The 15,107-nt window shown below is 46.7% G+C and carries 11 protein-coding genes; 9 read left to right on the top strand and 2 right to left on the bottom strand.

Annotated elements, in window-relative coordinates; translation table 11 throughout:
- Positions 1-122 precede the first annotated feature (122 nt).
- On the bottom strand, positions 123-1,505 hold the full coding sequence (locus tag BN1127_RS12555; RefSeq protein WP_042649692.1) for an ATP-binding protein: 1,383 nt from the start codon (positions 1,503-1,505) through the stop codon (positions 123-125).
- A complete protein-coding gene (locus BN1127_RS12550; protein WP_042649691.1) occupies positions 1,505-2,179 on the bottom strand; it encodes a response regulator in 675 nt (224 codons plus the stop codon). Before BN1127_RS12550 ends, BN1127_RS12555 begins: the two co-directional genes overlap by 1 nt.
- 993 nt (positions 2,180-3,172) lie before the next feature.
- Here BN1127_RS12550 and rfbB point away from each other — a divergent pair.
- From rfbB to BN1127_RS22130, 9 genes are all read left to right on the top strand, one after another.
- Positions 3,173-4,258, top strand: coding sequence for a dTDP-glucose 4,6-dehydratase (rfbB, locus tag BN1127_RS12545; protein ID WP_042649690.1), 1,086 nt, complete (start codon positions 3,173-3,175; stop codon positions 4,256-4,258).
- Positions 4,258-5,145, top strand: a complete 888-nt coding sequence (gene rfbD, locus BN1127_RS12540; RefSeq protein ID WP_042649689.1) for a dTDP-4-dehydrorhamnose reductase — start codon at positions 4,258-4,260, stop codon at positions 5,143-5,145. Before rfbB ends, rfbD begins: the two co-directional genes overlap by 1 nt.
- A 110-nt stretch (positions 5,146-5,255) precedes the next feature.
- A complete protein-coding gene (rfbA, locus tag BN1127_RS12535) occupies positions 5,256-6,134 on the top strand; it encodes a glucose-1-phosphate thymidylyltransferase RfbA (RefSeq protein WP_042649688.1) in 879 nt (292 codons plus the stop codon).
- A gap of 59 nt (positions 6,135-6,193) precedes the next feature.
- The gene (rfbC, locus tag BN1127_RS12530) at positions 6,194-6,739 is read left to right on the top strand and encodes a dTDP-4-dehydrorhamnose 3,5-epimerase (RefSeq protein ID WP_042649704.1); all 546 of its coding nucleotides are present in this window, start codon (positions 6,194-6,196) and stop codon (positions 6,737-6,739) included.
- Between the two features lie 2 nt (positions 6,740-6,741).
- The gene (locus BN1127_RS12525; RefSeq protein WP_042649687.1) at positions 6,742-7,536 is read left to right on the top strand and encodes an ABC transporter permease; all 795 of its coding nucleotides are present in this window, start codon (positions 6,742-6,744) and stop codon (positions 7,534-7,536) included.
- A gap of 78 nt (positions 7,537-7,614) precedes the next feature.
- Complete coding sequence (locus BN1127_RS21510; RefSeq protein ID WP_042649686.1) at positions 7,615-9,012, top strand: ABC transporter ATP-binding protein; 1,398 nt, start codon at positions 7,615-7,617, stop codon at positions 9,010-9,012.
- Between the two features lie 11 nt (positions 9,013-9,023).
- The gene (locus tag BN1127_RS22800) at positions 9,024-12,425 is read left to right on the top strand and encodes a glycosyltransferase (protein ID WP_231557482.1); all 3,402 of its coding nucleotides are present in this window, start codon (positions 9,024-9,026) and stop codon (positions 12,423-12,425) included.
- A 16-nt stretch (positions 12,426-12,441) separates the two neighbouring features.
- Positions 12,442-13,548, top strand: coding sequence for a non-hydrolyzing UDP-N-acetylglucosamine 2-epimerase (gene wecB / locus BN1127_RS12510; protein WP_042649684.1), 1,107 nt, complete (start codon positions 12,442-12,444; stop codon positions 13,546-13,548).
- A complete protein-coding gene (locus BN1127_RS22130; RefSeq protein ID WP_152565399.1) occupies positions 13,548-14,618 on the top strand; it encodes a glycosyltransferase family protein in 1,071 nt (356 codons plus the stop codon). Before wecB ends, BN1127_RS22130 begins: the two co-directional genes overlap by 1 nt.
- Positions 14,619-15,107 lie beyond the last annotated feature (489 nt).

The raw sequence follows: 15,107 nt of genomic DNA, 5'->3' as shown, positions 1-15,107 counted from the left end.
AACCCTCATAAAGTGGTCTGAGAATGATGGAAGGATCTGGAAGGTGCAGGAGCCAGTCAGGGCAGAGCCTGCATGGAGATAGAGGTAAGGAAGGGCCCATGGCATGGGCCCTTATCGCGGTATCAGGGGAGGGTGATATGGAACCTGGCGCCGCCAAGCGGTGACTCGTCAACCCGGATCTTGCCGCCATAGCTGTGCACGATTTCGGTCACCACCGCTAGCCCTATCCCCTGGCCTGGGGAGCTGTCCGCCCGCACGCCGCGCTGGAAGATCTGCTGCGATTTGCTGGGGTCTATGCCGGGGCCGTCGTCTTCCACCACGATGAGCAGGCCGCTGCCCTGGCGATTGACCCGCACCTGGATCTCGCTGATGGCGAACTTGCAGGCGTTGTCGAGCAGGTTGCCCATCAGTTCCATCAGATCGCCCTGTTCACCGTGAAAGAAGACGTCGTCATCAAACTGGAAGCCGGTCTGCAGCTTCTTGTGGCGGTAGACCTTGGTGAGGCTGGCCAGCAGCTTCTCGATGAGGGGCACAGGCTCGGTGCCCTTGCTGGCAAGGCGTTTTCGTCCGGTGACGGCACGGCGCAGCTGGTACTGGATGATCTGATCCATGGTGGTGATCTGCTCACTGATGTTGTCATGGATATCGTGGCCGAGCTTGAGCTCCTGGGCGGTGATCTGGATGAGCGCCAGCCGGGTTTTCAGGCTGTGGGCCAGATCGTTCAGGGCGTGCTGATAACGCTGGGTCTGCTGGCGTTCGTTCTCCAGCAGCTGGTTGACCGACTCGGTCAGCGGCGTCAGCTCCCGCTCGTAGTCGTTGGAGAGCGACTCCCGGGAGCCTGCGCGGATCTCGTCAATCTGCCGCGCCATGGTGCGCAGGGAGGAGAGACTCCAGAAGCTGGTGAGCAGCAGCAGGGCCCCGAGCAGGCAGTAAGAGAGCAGCGCCTGACGAATGCAGCGGTAGAGATACTCCCGGGTCTGGGCCTGGTAACGCTTGGCGGAATCGACCATGACCACGTAGTAGGTGGTGGGACCGTCGCCGTGGTTGCGCAGGAAGCGCAGGCTGTAGATGAAGTAGCTCTCGCCGTTCTTGATGGTGTGCAGTTTGAAGAAATAGTCCTGATCCAGGCCGCCAAGGTATTTCATCAGATCCCGGCAGATGGTCCCCTTCATGGTGATCACCTCAGGCATGTGCAGGCTGGACCAGCTCAGCTCACCATCGGAGCGGCAGATCAGGGTGTCGAGATTGGGGTCGATGGCATCCGGGGTGATGTTGCCGAGATCCGTGATGGCATGGGGATCGGGCTGCTTGGAGGAGAAGAGCTTGGAGAGATTCTCCTGCATGCGGATGCTGGCCTTCTGCGCCTGCTCCTCGGCGTGACCAAGATAGAGGATATAGACGGAGAAGGTCATGATGAGCGCGATGACCAGCATGGCGCTCAGCATCAGCTTGAGGTGCAGCGAGCGGCGGATCAGTTGCATGGGGTGCAGCATGAAACGGGGCATCAGCTGCAGGAGAGGTTGAAGATGTAACCCTGACGGCGGATGGTGGAGATGGGTGATATGACCCCTTCCGGATCCAGCTTCTTGCGCAGTCGGCTCACCATCACCTCTATGGTGTTCGGATCCCCTTCGCCATCACCATAGAGTTGATCCAGCAGCTGCTGCTTGGAAACCACCTGGCGGGCGTTGCGCATCAGGTATTCCAGGATCAGATACTCGAAACTGGTGAGCACAGTGACTTCGCCAGCGACGGTGAGCTCCTTGCGGGAGAGATCCAGCTCGTAGTCACCCGCCTTCACCCTGGGGGAGATGAAACCGGCGCTGCGGCGTACCAGTGCATTGAGGCGGGCCAGCAGCTCGTCTTTTTGGAACGGCTTGACCAGATAGTCGTCGGCGCCGGCCTCCAGACCCTCCACCTTGTCTTGCCAGTTGCCCCGGGCCGTCAGGACTATGATGGGGAAGGGGATCTGCTGTTCGCGCAGCCGGCTGATGAGCTGGAGGCCGTCCATGTCCGGCAGGCCCAGATCGATGATGCCAACGTCGATGGGGTAGTCGGCCGCATAGTGCAGCGCCACCTGGGCACTGTCCGTGCTGTGGACTTGATTCTGGGCCTCGGTCAACAGCGTGGTGAGGTGATGATTGAGCAGCTTGTCGTCTTCGACCAGTAGGATTTTCATAAGATGCATGATGATAAGGGTCCAGGCTGTCAATTAGAGGGTGTCTAAGGGGGAGAGTCAACGAGGATCCTACATATCCCCCCTGTATCGGGACTGAATCGAGCCTGTCTTTGCTTGCGACCCTCTACCCTTGCATCGGCCGCCATGCCTGTCGAGTTTCGCCCTAATCAATGTCATCGAATCCGATAGCGACTTTTTGGGTTCCATTGGTGACTACTTGCGACTGTTCTGATCGCACTGATGGGGATGGATATGAGTTGTGCTGTGTTTGTCATCACGACTTGGTACCAGTCATTCCGGTCGTCAGGCCGCAGTCGGCATACTGTTGTAATCAACTGAACGGATTCAGTTTTATTGTTTGGCTCGGATGATTGGGGACAGCTCCGAGCGTGGTGCAAAGAGGAATGTTGAGCGTGAAAGGCCGGAAGGCTGAATGGGTGGTTTTTTTGAATCCCTACCGTACGAGAGGTTTTCTGCGGTTTTGACTATTCATCCCTGCGTCAAACGAGATAGAATCTAGCCCAAAATCGGGTTTGGGGCATAGATAGCCCAAGATGTGAGCAATGCAGGCTGCGGACTGCCTGGGTGTGCAATGTAATGCAACAACATTGTTAAACATCAATCAAAACAAGAAGCTGGAGGGTATTATGGCCAACAGCGCGCACAATCAGGTTAAAAACAGCGTGCTGGGAGCTGTAACTCAAGGGCGGTAGCGTGATTTTTTGCCGGTCTTAATCTTGTTTTGAATGATTACCACAAGATCATTTTGCAATGAGAATTATCTCTTTCTAGCGATGTTGATTTCTCTTGTCGCAAGAGAAACCAAACTTAGCCTGCTCTATATTCCTTCACCAGGTTACGACCAATTGTCACCATGGCTGCGCGTTTTTTCTACGTAAAGTAAAAAATGAAGCGAAGTTATGCTCGTACACCTGATAGTAAGATAAAAATCTTGCCTTTTCATTTCGTTATATTGAAATCAGGAACCTTTCAATGAAAATCCTTGTGACTGGTGGTGCCGGTTTTATCGGTTCTGCGGTTGTTCGCCATATCATCCAGCATACCCAAGACTCAGTGGTCAACCTCGACAAGCTGACCTATGCAGGTAATCTGGAGTCCTTGGCAGAGGTTTCCGCCAGCGATCGTTATGCGTTCGAGCCGGTAGATATCTGCAACCGCGCCGAGCTGGATCGCGTCTTTGCCGTTCATCAACCCGATGCGGTAATGCATCTGGCGGCAGAGAGCCACGTCGATCGCTCCATCACTGGACCTGCCGATTTCATCGAAACCAATATCGTCGGCACCTATATGTTGCTGGAAGCCGCCCGTGCTTATTGGAATGGCCTGGACCAGACGCGCAAGGCGGCCTTCCGCTTCCATCATATCTCCACCGACGAGGTGTATGGCGACCTTCCCCATCCCGATGAAGTTGCCCCCGGCGAGACGTTGCCGCTCTTTACCGAAACGACCCCTTATGCCCCCAGCAGCCCCTATTCTGCTTCCAAGGCCTCGAGCGACCATCTGGTGCGCGCCTGGCGCCGTACTTACGGCCTGCCGACCATCGTCACCAACTGCTCCAACAACTACGGTCCTTATCACTTCCCCGAGAAGCTGATCCCGCTGGTGATCCTCAATGCGCTGGATGGCAAACCGCTGCCGGTGTACGGCAAGGGTGACCAGATCCGTGACTGGCTCTATGTGGAAGATCACGCCCGCGCGCTTTACACCGTGGTCACCACAGGTGTCATCGGCGAGACCTACAACATCGGCGGCCACAACGAGAAACAGAATCTGGAGGTTGTTCATACCATCTGTGACCTGCTTGATGAAATGGTGCCCAAGGCCGGCTCCTACCGCGACCAAATCACCTACGTGGCCGACCGCCCTGGCCATGATCGCCGTTATGCCATTGACGCCAGCAAGATGAGCGCCGAGCTCGCCTGGCAACCGCAAGAGACCTTTGAATCCGGTATCCGCAAAACAGTGCAGTGGTATCTGGATAACCAGCAGTGGGTCAACAACGTGAAGAGCGGGTCCTATCAATCCTGGATCGAGCAAAACTACGGGGAGCGTGCCTGATGCATATTCTGCTGTTTGGCAAGAATGGCCAGGTTGGTTGGGAACTGCAGCGCTCGCTCGCTCCATTGGGCCGGGTCACTGCCGTCGATTTTGACTCGACCGACTACTGTGGCGACTTCAGCAATCCGGCCGGTGTGGCCGAAACGGTGCGCTTGGTCAAACCCGATGTCATTGTGAACGCGGCAGCCCACACGGCAGTCGACAAGGCGGAGAGCGAGCGAGAGTTTGCCGAGCTGCTCAACGCGACCAGCGTGGCTGCTATCGCCAAAGAAGCGGAGGCATTGGGGGCCTGGCTGGTGCACTACTCCACGGACTATGTGTTCGATGGCAGTGGTGAGCGCCCCTGGCTGGAAACCGATGCGACCGCACCGCTGAATGTGTACGGCGAAACCAAGCTGGCAGGGGAACAAGGTGCAGCACTCTGCTCTCGTCATCTTATCTTCCGCACCAGCTGGGTCTATGCTGCCCGCGGCGCCAATTTTGCCAAGACCATGCTGCGTTTTGGCAAGGAGCGTAGCGAAATGTCGGTCATCAATGACCAGTTTGGCGCCCCGACCGGTGCCGAGTTGCTGGCCGATTGCACCGCTCATGCGATCCGTGTAGCGCAGGGCAAGCCCGAGGTCGCCGGGCTGTATCATCTGATTGCCTCCGGCACTACCACTTGGTTTGACTATGCCCAGCTGGTGTTTGCCAACGCCAGAGAGGCAGGTGTTGAACTGGCGGTCACGCAACTCAATGCCGTGCCGACCAGCGCCTTCCCAACCCCGGCCAAACGCCCACATAACTCCCGCCTGGATACCAGCAAATTCCAGCGCACCTTCGATCTGGTGCTGCCGGACTGGAAGGTCGGCGTGGAGCGGATGTTGACCGAGATCCTGGGCAAGTAAATCACTGGCCAGGGATGTATTGAATGCCACCCTGGCTGGCAGGGATAAAACAGAAAGGTGTGGCCTCAAGCCACTCTCTCTTTTGAAATTTAAAATAAGAAACAAGCATTATGACCAAACGTAAAGGCATTATTCTGGCCGGTGGCTCCGGCACCCGTCTCTATCCAGTCACCATGGCAGTGAGCAAGCAACTACTGCCCATTTATGACAAACCGATGATCTACTACCCGCTCAGCACCCTGATGCTGGCGGGCATTCGCGATATTTTGATCATCAGTACCCCGCAAGATACCCCCCGTTTCGAACAGTTGTTGGGCGATGGCAGCCAGTGGGGCCTGAATTTGCAATACAAGGTGCAACCAAGCCCGGACGGGTTGGCACAGGCCTTTATTCTGGGTGAGGGGTTCATCGGCTCAGACCCCTGTGCGCTGGTGCTGGGTGACAACATCTTCTATGGCCACGACCTGCAGAAACAGCTGGAAACGGCAGCAGCCAAAGAGAGTGGCGCCACCGTCTTTGCCTACCATGTGCATGACCCTGAGCGTTATGGGGTGGTGGAATTTGATAAAGAGGGTACTGCTATCTCTCTGGAAGAGAAGCCATTGGAGCCCAAGAGCAACTATGCGGTGACTGGCCTCTATTTCTACGACAACAGCGTGGTGGAGATCGCCAAGAGCCTGAAGCCGTCGTCGCGTGGTGAGTTGGAAATCACCGATGTGAACCGTATCTACCTTGAGCAGGGGAATTTGTCGGTAGCCATGATGGGACGTGGTTATGCCTGGCTGGATACCGGCACCCACGAAAGCATGATTGAAGCGAGCAACTTTATTCAGACCATCGAGACCCGTCAGGGGTTGAAAGTTGCGTGCCCGGAGGAGATTGCTTATCGCCAAAAGTTTATCAATGCTGCTCAGGTTCTTGAGCTTGCAGCGCCACTGGCAAAGAACGCCTATGGACAATATCTGTTAAGAATGGTCGCCAAAGTCTGATGTGGTATGGGGGAGGAGAAATGTCCCCCATAAAAGTCGAATTATGTATGGATATAAAGATGAATGTAATCAAGACAGCTATTCCCGACGTGCTTGTTTTTGAGCCAAAAGTGTTTGGTGATGAACGCGGTTTTTTCTTTGAGAGTTTCAACCACAGGTTGTTTGAAGAGGCGGTAGGGTATCCGGTTAACTTTGTACAGGATAATCACTCCAAATCGTCGAAAGGGGTATTGCGCGGCTTGCACTATCAGTTGCCGCCCCATGCCCAGGGTAAGTTGGTGCGTTGTGTAGCGGGTGAAGTGTTTGATGTGGCGGTAGATATCCGTAAAAGCTCACCGACCTTCGGACAATGGGTTGGGGTACATCTGTCAGGCGAAAACAAGCGGCAGTTGTGGATCCCGGAAGGGTTTGCACATGGTTTTCTGACACTAAGTGAGAATGCCGAATTTCTTTATAAGACTACCAGTTATTATCATCCTACTTCTGAAAGAAGTATTCTATGGAATGATAAAGAACTTGATATCTCATGGCCTTTATTATCAACGCATCCTCAGCTCTCCTCAAAAGATGCACAGGCGACTCCTTTCGTATCGGCGGAGTTATAATAATGATAGGTATTTTTAGAAGCGTTATTGAGCATAGGTTGCTTATAAGAGATTTAGTAATAAGAGACATAACTGCTCGTTATAAGGGGACATTACTTGGTATGGTTTGGGCTTTGCTTAATCCACTGTTAATGTTAGGCCTTTATACATTCTTTTTTACTATTATTCTTAAGGCTAAATGGGGCGTTGAGAATATAAGTGCTAATTATGGTTTGATGTTGTTTTGTGGTCTTATAATTCATGGATGGATGGCAGAAGTTTTGTCAAAATCTACGGAGCTATTTGCTTCAAATCGAAACTATGTGAAAAAAGTGGTCTTTCCGTTAGACACACTAGTATGGATTACAGTTATATCATCGTTGTTCCAAGTTGTGTTGAGTTTATCTTTGCTCTGCCTTCTAGCGCTCATCATGGGAAATGGTTTATCTTGGAACGTATTGTTTTTACCACTGATTTTGCTCCCCTTATTCATAATGTTATTAGGGTTGGGGTGGCTGGTATCTTCTCTAGCAGTGTATTTTCGTGATATAGGTCAATTCATGGGTAGTTTTCTTACACTACTTCTTTTCACGAGTACGGCTTTCTTCTCTCTAGAAACTGCCCCAGAAATAATTCGTTCATACTTACTAATAAATCCCCTGACAGTTATAATGGATTCATTGCGAGATATTTTGATTTTGCACAGACAACCTATGTGGGCCCTCTTGATTCAGCATGGTGTAATATCATCCATCATTATGTTTCTAGGTTACTGGTGGTTTAACAAGACCAAGAGAGGGTTTGCTGATGTTCTTTAGTCATGAATATTATCACTAATTATCGTTTATTTATCATGATAATAGAATGAGTTTAAACTTGGCTGGCTATTGAATACTATGAGTACATTTACAGATTCCACATTGCTGTTGGTTAGTAATATAGGTAAGACTTATCGGGTATTTGATACCCCCATGCAGCGTCTTAAGGACCTATTAGGGCTTGATGCTCGGTTTCACGAACAAGTGGCATTGATTGATGCTAGTTTTAGAGTGGAACACGGTGAGACAGTGGCTATAGTGGGGGCAAATGGTTCAGGAAAATCAACTCTTCTACAAATGATCTGCGGTACTCTAACACCATCAAAGGGAACCGTTGAATGTCGTGGCAGAATTGCAGCCTTGCTAGAGCTAGGCGCAGGTTTTAATCCAGAATTTACTGGTATGGAGAATGTATTTCTCAACGCTAGTATTAATGGGCTAAGTCATAATGCAACAGAAGCAGTCCTACCACAGATTTTAGCATTTGCAGATATCGGTGAGTATATAAATCAACCAGTCAAGACTTACTCAAGTGGTATGTTTGTTAGGCTGGCATTTTCCGTTGCAATTCATGTTGAACCTGATCTTTTGATTATTGATGAAGCGCTAGCTGTGGGCGATGAAGCATTTCAAAGAAAGTGTTTTGCTAGATTGCGAGACTTACAAAGTCGTGGTGTCAGTATTCTTTTCGTTTCTCATTCTGCTGAGTCAGTGATCTCATTGTGTGATCGCGCAATTTTACTTGATCATGGTAGCTTATTGCGTGATGGAGATCCAAAACAAATAGTTGGATTGTATCAAAAATTGCTCTATGCTCGGCCTGAGCAGCGAGATGAAATTCGTACCAGTATAATGGCTGATGTAGATAGTTGTGATTTAAATAATGAGACTGATAGTTCAATAGAGCCCATCTCTTCTGATGAAATGTTTTCTCATGAGAGTGAACATGATGACCCATTTAATTGTCCAGATTTAATTCCAGTTGATCCAGATTATTATGTGGAAGGGCTGGAAGCCAGAAGTATCGATTATTTTGAAAATGGTGCAAGTATAGATATGCCTATGCTGCTAGATGAGAGTGGCACTCGCGTAAATATACTGCATAAAGGATGTACTTATATTTATCGATATCGTGTTAGGTTTAATGAAGATGCTTTTGATGTTTCATTTGGTACACTCTTGAAACGAATAGATGGGGTTTCATTAGGTGGCGCCAGCACATCGCCGCCTAAAGTATTGAGTAATTTACATATTATAGAAAATAGTGTTCGTTGGGTCGACTTTAAATTTAAAGTGCGTCTAAATGAAGGAGCTTATTTTTTAAATGCAGGCGTTTTAGGTTCAACGAAGAACCACGATGGATTTTTAGCTCGTAAGTTAGATGCGTTGATGTTTAAAGTACTACCACAAGATAATGAATGTTCAACTAGTGAGGTTGATTTTGGTTTCTCCACGAACATTCATATAGTTGATTGAGGATAAAAATAATGAATAAGAAATTGTTGGTTGTACTAGGGATGCATCGGAGTGGGACCAGTCTATTGAGCCGCTCATTAGCTGTTTTAGGGGCATCTCATGGGGCAGCAGCCAATCACGCAGCAGCAGATAATCCCAAAGGATTTTGGGAAGATGCAGACGTGGTAGCTTTTAATGATGGCTTACTTGCAGATTTAGGTCTTGGTTGGTTTGATGTCACAAAAATTTCGTCAGATCTCTTCTTAGGTGACCATTGGCAAAGCAAGCGCGCTGAGGCAAAAGCCTTAATGATCGCCAAGCTAGTAGACACTCATGTTTTTGCCCTCAAAGATCCTAGGCTTTGTCGCTTGCTGCCCTTCTGGCGACCCATTTGGGAAGAGCTAGAGTTGGATGTACGTTACCTCCTATGTTTGCGTGAGCCTGAGGGGGTTATGCAGTCTTTAAAGCATCGCAATCAATTCGCACCTGGTTATGCGGCTGCGCTATGGTTCCGCTACACAAGTGATGCTCTGGTGCATCTTGATCAGAATAACCCAGCGCTGCTACTAACCTATGAGAAGATGCTTTTGGAGCCTCAAGCCTCGTTAAGACTAGCTGCCGACCATTGTGGTGCAAAAATTGATACGAAAGCCAGGGATGAATTTGTTGACACGTTTATTTCTCCCGATCTCAATCATGGTGTGGTAACTAGCGATAGTCCACTATTTTTCCTCGCTAGTGAATGTTATGAGTCTCTAAATCATGGTTCACTTGTATGTAGTGTGAATATCGATGCGGCATTGCTAGATAGATTTAATTCATTAGTTTCTGGATATAATAATGAGGCCCGTGACTCTGATGCATTGCATCAGGCAAGAAGCTGGAATCAACTTGGTCTAAAATTTGAGCAAGATATTTTTGATCTTAATAGCCAGATACCACGTCTTGATTCGGATATCGAAGAGCTTCGCAAGCAAAGTCGTGGTGAGGTTGTTCGTCTAGATACACAGCTTTGTGAGCTTGATAAGGTGAGTCGTGGTGAGGTTGTACGCCTAGATAGCCTTATAGAAAGTATCCTTCAAGGCCAGCAATCACATTCATCTTGGTTGACACAGATCGGATCAAGTCTATCCGATATCAAGAAACATTACGATGTTCAACTCGCTGATATCCAAGCTGAAAGTTCTGATCGTTTTATAGCGTTGAATAAATTTTCTGACACACAAACTGAACTACTAGTAGCTCTGCAGAAAAATAATGACCAACTTCAATACAGAGTTAACGGCCAGGAGGCACATATAAATCGGCTTTATGAGCAGGTCTATTGGAAGCGTCGCCTTATCAAGCGCCTATTAGTTTCAGGCTTTCATTATGCAAAGCCATTACTTCGGAAAGTGAAACCTTTTGCCCCAACAGAGTTTGCCAATAGAATAAAATGGTTGATTGATAATCGTTTGTTACGGCCTTCAACTTATGTAATGCCTAATACATTAGAGCCATTAATCACAGGTAATGCCCAAACACCAAATTCTATTCATGATGAAAATATCTCCATGGCATTGGAGGTGGTGAGTTCTGGCTTTGATGTAATAGTATTCCCTGTCATAGATTGGGCATTCCGTGTACAGCGTCCTCAGCACCTTGCTCGTGAGTTTGGTGCTTTAGGTCACAGGGTATTTTATTTAACTACTACTTTTCATCCATCCAAGAAGCCTGGGTTTGTAGTGTTAGACAATCCTGCTCCAAATGTATTTATCTGTCAGCTTAATCTCTCTGGTGTGCATCCTGTAATATATCAGACTTTGCCTGATGAGACAGTGTTGGACAAACTCAAGCTGTCTCTTGATATTATGCGTAATACACTAAGGATTAAGCAGTCAGTATCAATTGTGGATTTACCATTCTGGCATACACTAGTCGCATCTATGCCTGCAAATTATATAGTATATGATTGCATGGACTATCACCCTGGTTTCTCAACCAATAGCGACATAATGCATCAACAGGAACAAAAGTTACTTCATGATTCAGATTTAGTTATTACTACGTCTGGACGGTTATCTGATTATATTGCCGAGGTTCGTGAAAATTGTGTTATTCGTAATGGCGCAGAAGTGGCGTTCTTTAGTTCAAAAACAGATCAGAAACTATATAGTACTGAGCGTAGAGTCGTTGGTTACTACGGTGCAATTTCTGAGTGGTTCGATATGGACCTTGTTATTGCTAGTGCACAAGCATATCCAGAGTGGGACTTCTTATTAGTTGGAAGTACGTTTGGTTGTGATATTTCTGAGGCGGAGAAAATATCTAATATCCACTTCGCAGGGGAGGTTCCATATAAAGACTTACTTGGATATCTAAATTCATTTGATATATGTACAATTCCATTCAAATTGGTAGAGCTTACATTGTGCACAAATCCGGTGAAAGTGTATGAGTATCTCGCAGCTGGAAAACCTGTTGTCGCAACGGCCATGCCAGAAGTGGTATTAATCGATAATATGGTACATATTGGTAAGAATAAGGAACATTATTTAGAGCAACTAGCGATAGCGATGGCGGAAGTAGGTGATGATAGTCTTGCTTGTCACCGTAGTGAATGGGCCAATCAGCATGATTGGAAAAGTAGAGCTGATCAGCTCACTGAAGAAATAAGCAAAATTCAACCTAAGGTTAGTATTATTGTTCTTACGTATAACAATCTTGAGTTAACTAAAGCTTGTTTACATAGCATTGAAAAGCACAGTCATTATCCTAATATGGAATTGATTTTGGTCGACAATGCGTCAAGTGATGATACGCCACTATTCCTGACTGAATATGCTAAGCAGCACGAAAATGTGATCGTATGCCTTAACAAGGATAACCTTGGCTTCTCTGCTGGTAATAATATTGGGCTTAAGGTAGCAACGGGTGATTATATTGTGATCCTTAATAATGATACATATGTCACTGATGGGTGGCTGCATGGTTTGGTCAGAGGACTACGTCGTAACCCAAACTTAGGACTTGTTGGTCCTGTTACGAACAATATAGGCAATGAGGCTAAGATAAGCATTAACTATAGTAATATGGACGAGATGGCGATAGCGGCAAGGGAATGGACTCGTGCCCATGTAGGGCAAACATATCCTGCTCGCGCTGCTGCATTCTTCTGCGTTATGTTAAGTCGTACTGTTTATGAAAAAGTTGGCTTAATGGAAGAGGCGTTTGGAGTTGGCTTCTTTGAAGATGATGATTACTGTAACCGGGTTCGTGACGCTGGTTATGAGGTTGCTATTGTGGAAGATGTTTTTGTCCACCATCATCTCTCAGCCAGTTTTAACAAGCTGAAAGCAGAAAAAAAGCAGGAATTATTTGAAAGAAATAAAGTGATATACGAAGAAAAGTGGGGAGCTTGGATTCCCCATAAATATCGTCCAGGTGTTCATTAATTAGGGCTAGTAAGCAATGAAACATATCATGTGTGTAATAGGAACTCGTCCTGAAGCTGTGAAAATGGCTCCGGTCGTCAAAGCCTTCGAGCGTGCTCAGGACTTTAAAGTTAGTGTTTTGGCTACTGCTCAGCATCGCGATCTGCTTGACCAAGCATTTTATTTATTTAATATCAAGGCTGACTATGATCTCAATGTAATGACGCCAGGGCAAACTCTCCCTCAACTAACTGCACGTTTGATGACCAGTATTGATGAGACACTGGCAGTTGCTAATCCTGATTTAGTTATTGCACAGGGTGATACAACAACTGTTTTTGTGACCGCATTAGCTTGTTTCTATCGACAGATACCTTTTGCTCATCTCGAGGCTGGGTTGAGAACTCACGACTTATATTCACCTTTTCCAGAGGAAGCTAATCGTGTTCTGGCCGGCAATTTAGCTAGGCTGCATTTTGCTCCCACGGAGGTGTCAAAGGAAAATTTGCTCCGTGAAAGTATGTCTCCAGAATCAATTTTTGTTACTGGTAATACAGTGATCGATGCGTTGTTAGAGACGGCCCAGAAGGAATTTGATATTGGTATTGAACTTCCCGAGGATAAGCGTCTTGTACTGATCACATCACATCGTCGTGAAAATTTCGGCCAGCCAATTGTGAATATATGTAAAGCTATTCTTAAGTTGGTTGAAAGGCACCCTGATATCGTCGTACTTTTCCCAGTTCATCCGAATCCCAATGTGCGTTTGGTTACTGACGAATATCTGGCTCATCACGATCGAATTAAACTCGTTTCACCATTCGACTATGGCCCCTTCGTAACGGCCATGAAAAAGGCGTATCTGATCCTGACCGATTCAGGTGGAGTACAAGAAGAGGCTCCAGCTTTGGGTAAACCAGTGCTGGTTCTGCGCAGAGATACTGAACGGCCTGAAGCAGTTACCGATGGTGTAGTAAAACTTGTCGGTACAGAGGAGAGTGATATTTTCAATGAAGCCCATCTTCTTCTGGAAGATAAGGCAGCTTATAATAAAATGGCTAAAGGTGCTTCTCCCTATGGGGATGGTCACTCCAGCGAACGTATTGTAAATATAGTTCGTAACTTTTTTGGTACTTCATCCTGATGAAGTTGGTTTATTTATCACCAGTGCCCTGGCTGAGCATCAGCCAGCGGCCTCATTTTTTTGTGCGTGAGGCCCTAAAGCAAGGTATTGAAGAAGTTCTGTGGATTAACCCCTATCCTGGGCGTTTGCCAAGTTTTCAGGATCTTATCCCTGGGAGACATGCTCCTGAGCCTCACGGCATGGTAGAGCTTGCAGGGTTAACTGTCATCAATGTTACCGGCATGATTCCTGTTGAACCTCTTGGGTATATCTTCGACTTGGTTAATAAATCAAAAATTTCTGCACTTATCCAGACTGTGGTGAAATTTGTCAATGGGCAAGATGCAATGTTGGTAATTGCTAAACCAAGCAGGCTGGCGGCTAAACTACTTGATATCTACTCTTGGCATAAAACGTGGTACGACGCGATGGATAATTATCCCTCATTTTATACTTCGCTATCCAAACGCAGCATGTCTAAATTGGAGAACACTATTGCACATAGAGTGGATAAAATAACTTGTTCAAGCCATCCGCTATTTGATAAGTTTTCTTCATATACAAATGTCTCAGTAATTAGGAATGCAACAGCGGAATATATTTCCGTGATAGGCAACCATGCTCGTAATGTAAATAGTTATGTATATGTTGGTACGATAGCTTCTTGGTTTGACTGGGAGTGGCTGATCAAATTGGCTAATGATAATAAAGATAAGCAGATAGATCTTTATGGCCCGATAAAAACAATACTACCGAAGCTTCCAGAAAATGTTTGCATACGACCAGCGGTTGCTCACGGCGATGTGGGTGGCATCTTATCTCGATATGCGACGGGGTTGATACCATTTAAAAATAATGAAATTACTAGATATGTTGATCCTGTCAAGTTTTATGAATATGCCGTTTCTGGAATGAATATTATATCTACTGATTTTGGTGAGATGAATTGGCATTACGAATCCTACCTGAATAAGATGAAGCCATGTTATAAAGATGAAAATGGAACAATATTTTTCTCAGCTCTTGAACCAGAAGCTGAAAATTGTTGGTCTGTTCGGTTTGACTCTATATTTTCAGATAATGGCAGATAGTAAATGGTAATACTGTTCTTTTGATGTTTTTAATAGTCCACATTTTCTTTTCAAAGAATATTTATAAGGTTAAAATAAGGTATATAGTGTAGTTCTACCTTTAAATTAAAACGTAAATATGAAAATGTCTTTATAATTAATTTATAGGGATGTATATTTATTTGTAAATTACAAGTTAGCCCTATAAGAATAGGGTAAGCTTTATTTCCTACAATCAGAAAGGCTATTTAGAAGTGGTTATTGATTGTAAGCATAATAATTAAAACCATCGCAATTTTATTGTGCAAAATCTAACGCTGAGTTGTATTCTTTGTATTAATATAGCTTTGATATTATGAGGTATAAATGCAGGTTGTTCATTTAGGACGTGTAGTTAGTGCTATTGTATTCGGCATAACTATGTTTTATATAATTGCAGTTGTTAATGCGATACCTCTCGCTGATGAGTGGCGTTGGGTCACCAGTCTGATCAGGGCCGACGCATGATCA

Origin of the sequence: Aeromonas media (assembly GCF_000819985.1) — a bacterium.
GTDB lineage: Bacteria > Pseudomonadota > Gammaproteobacteria > Enterobacterales > Aeromonadaceae > Aeromonas > Aeromonas media.
Note: the sequence above shows the minus strand (reverse complement) of the source record. Positions and strands in the feature narration are given on the sequence as shown.

Excerpts from the sequence above, each read along its gene's own strand:
- BN1127_RS12555 (WP_042649692.1), bottom strand. The coding sequence starts at position 1,505 with ATGCCCCGTTTCATGCTGCACCCCATGCAACTGATCCGCCGCTCGCTG.
- BN1127_RS12550 (WP_042649691.1), bottom strand. The coding sequence starts at position 2,179 with ATGAAAATCCTACTGGTCGAAGACGACAAGCTGCTCAATCATCACCTC.
- rfbB (WP_042649690.1), top strand. The coding sequence starts at position 3,173 with ATGAAAATCCTTGTGACTGGTGGTGCCGGTTTTATCGGTTCTGCGGTT.
- rfbD (WP_042649689.1), top strand. The coding sequence starts at position 4,258 with ATGCATATTCTGCTGTTTGGCAAGAATGGCCAGGTTGGTTGGGAACTG.
- rfbA (WP_042649688.1), top strand. The coding sequence starts at position 5,256 with ATGACCAAACGTAAAGGCATTATTCTGGCCGGTGGCTCCGGCACCCGT.
- rfbC (WP_042649704.1), top strand. The coding sequence starts at position 6,194 with ATGAATGTAATCAAGACAGCTATTCCCGACGTGCTTGTTTTTGAGCCA.
- BN1127_RS12525 (WP_042649687.1), top strand. The coding sequence starts at position 6,742 with ATGATAGGTATTTTTAGAAGCGTTATTGAGCATAGGTTGCTTATAAGA.
- BN1127_RS21510 (WP_042649686.1), top strand. The coding sequence starts at position 7,615 with ATGAGTACATTTACAGATTCCACATTGCTGTTGGTTAGTAATATAGGT.
- BN1127_RS22800 (WP_231557482.1), top strand. The coding sequence starts at position 9,024 with ATGAATAAGAAATTGTTGGTTGTACTAGGGATGCATCGGAGTGGGACC.
- wecB (WP_042649684.1), top strand. The coding sequence starts at position 12,442 with ATGAAACATATCATGTGTGTAATAGGAACTCGTCCTGAAGCTGTGAAA.
- BN1127_RS22130 (WP_152565399.1), top strand. The coding sequence starts at position 13,548 with ATGAAGTTGGTTTATTTATCACCAGTGCCCTGGCTGAGCATCAGCCAG.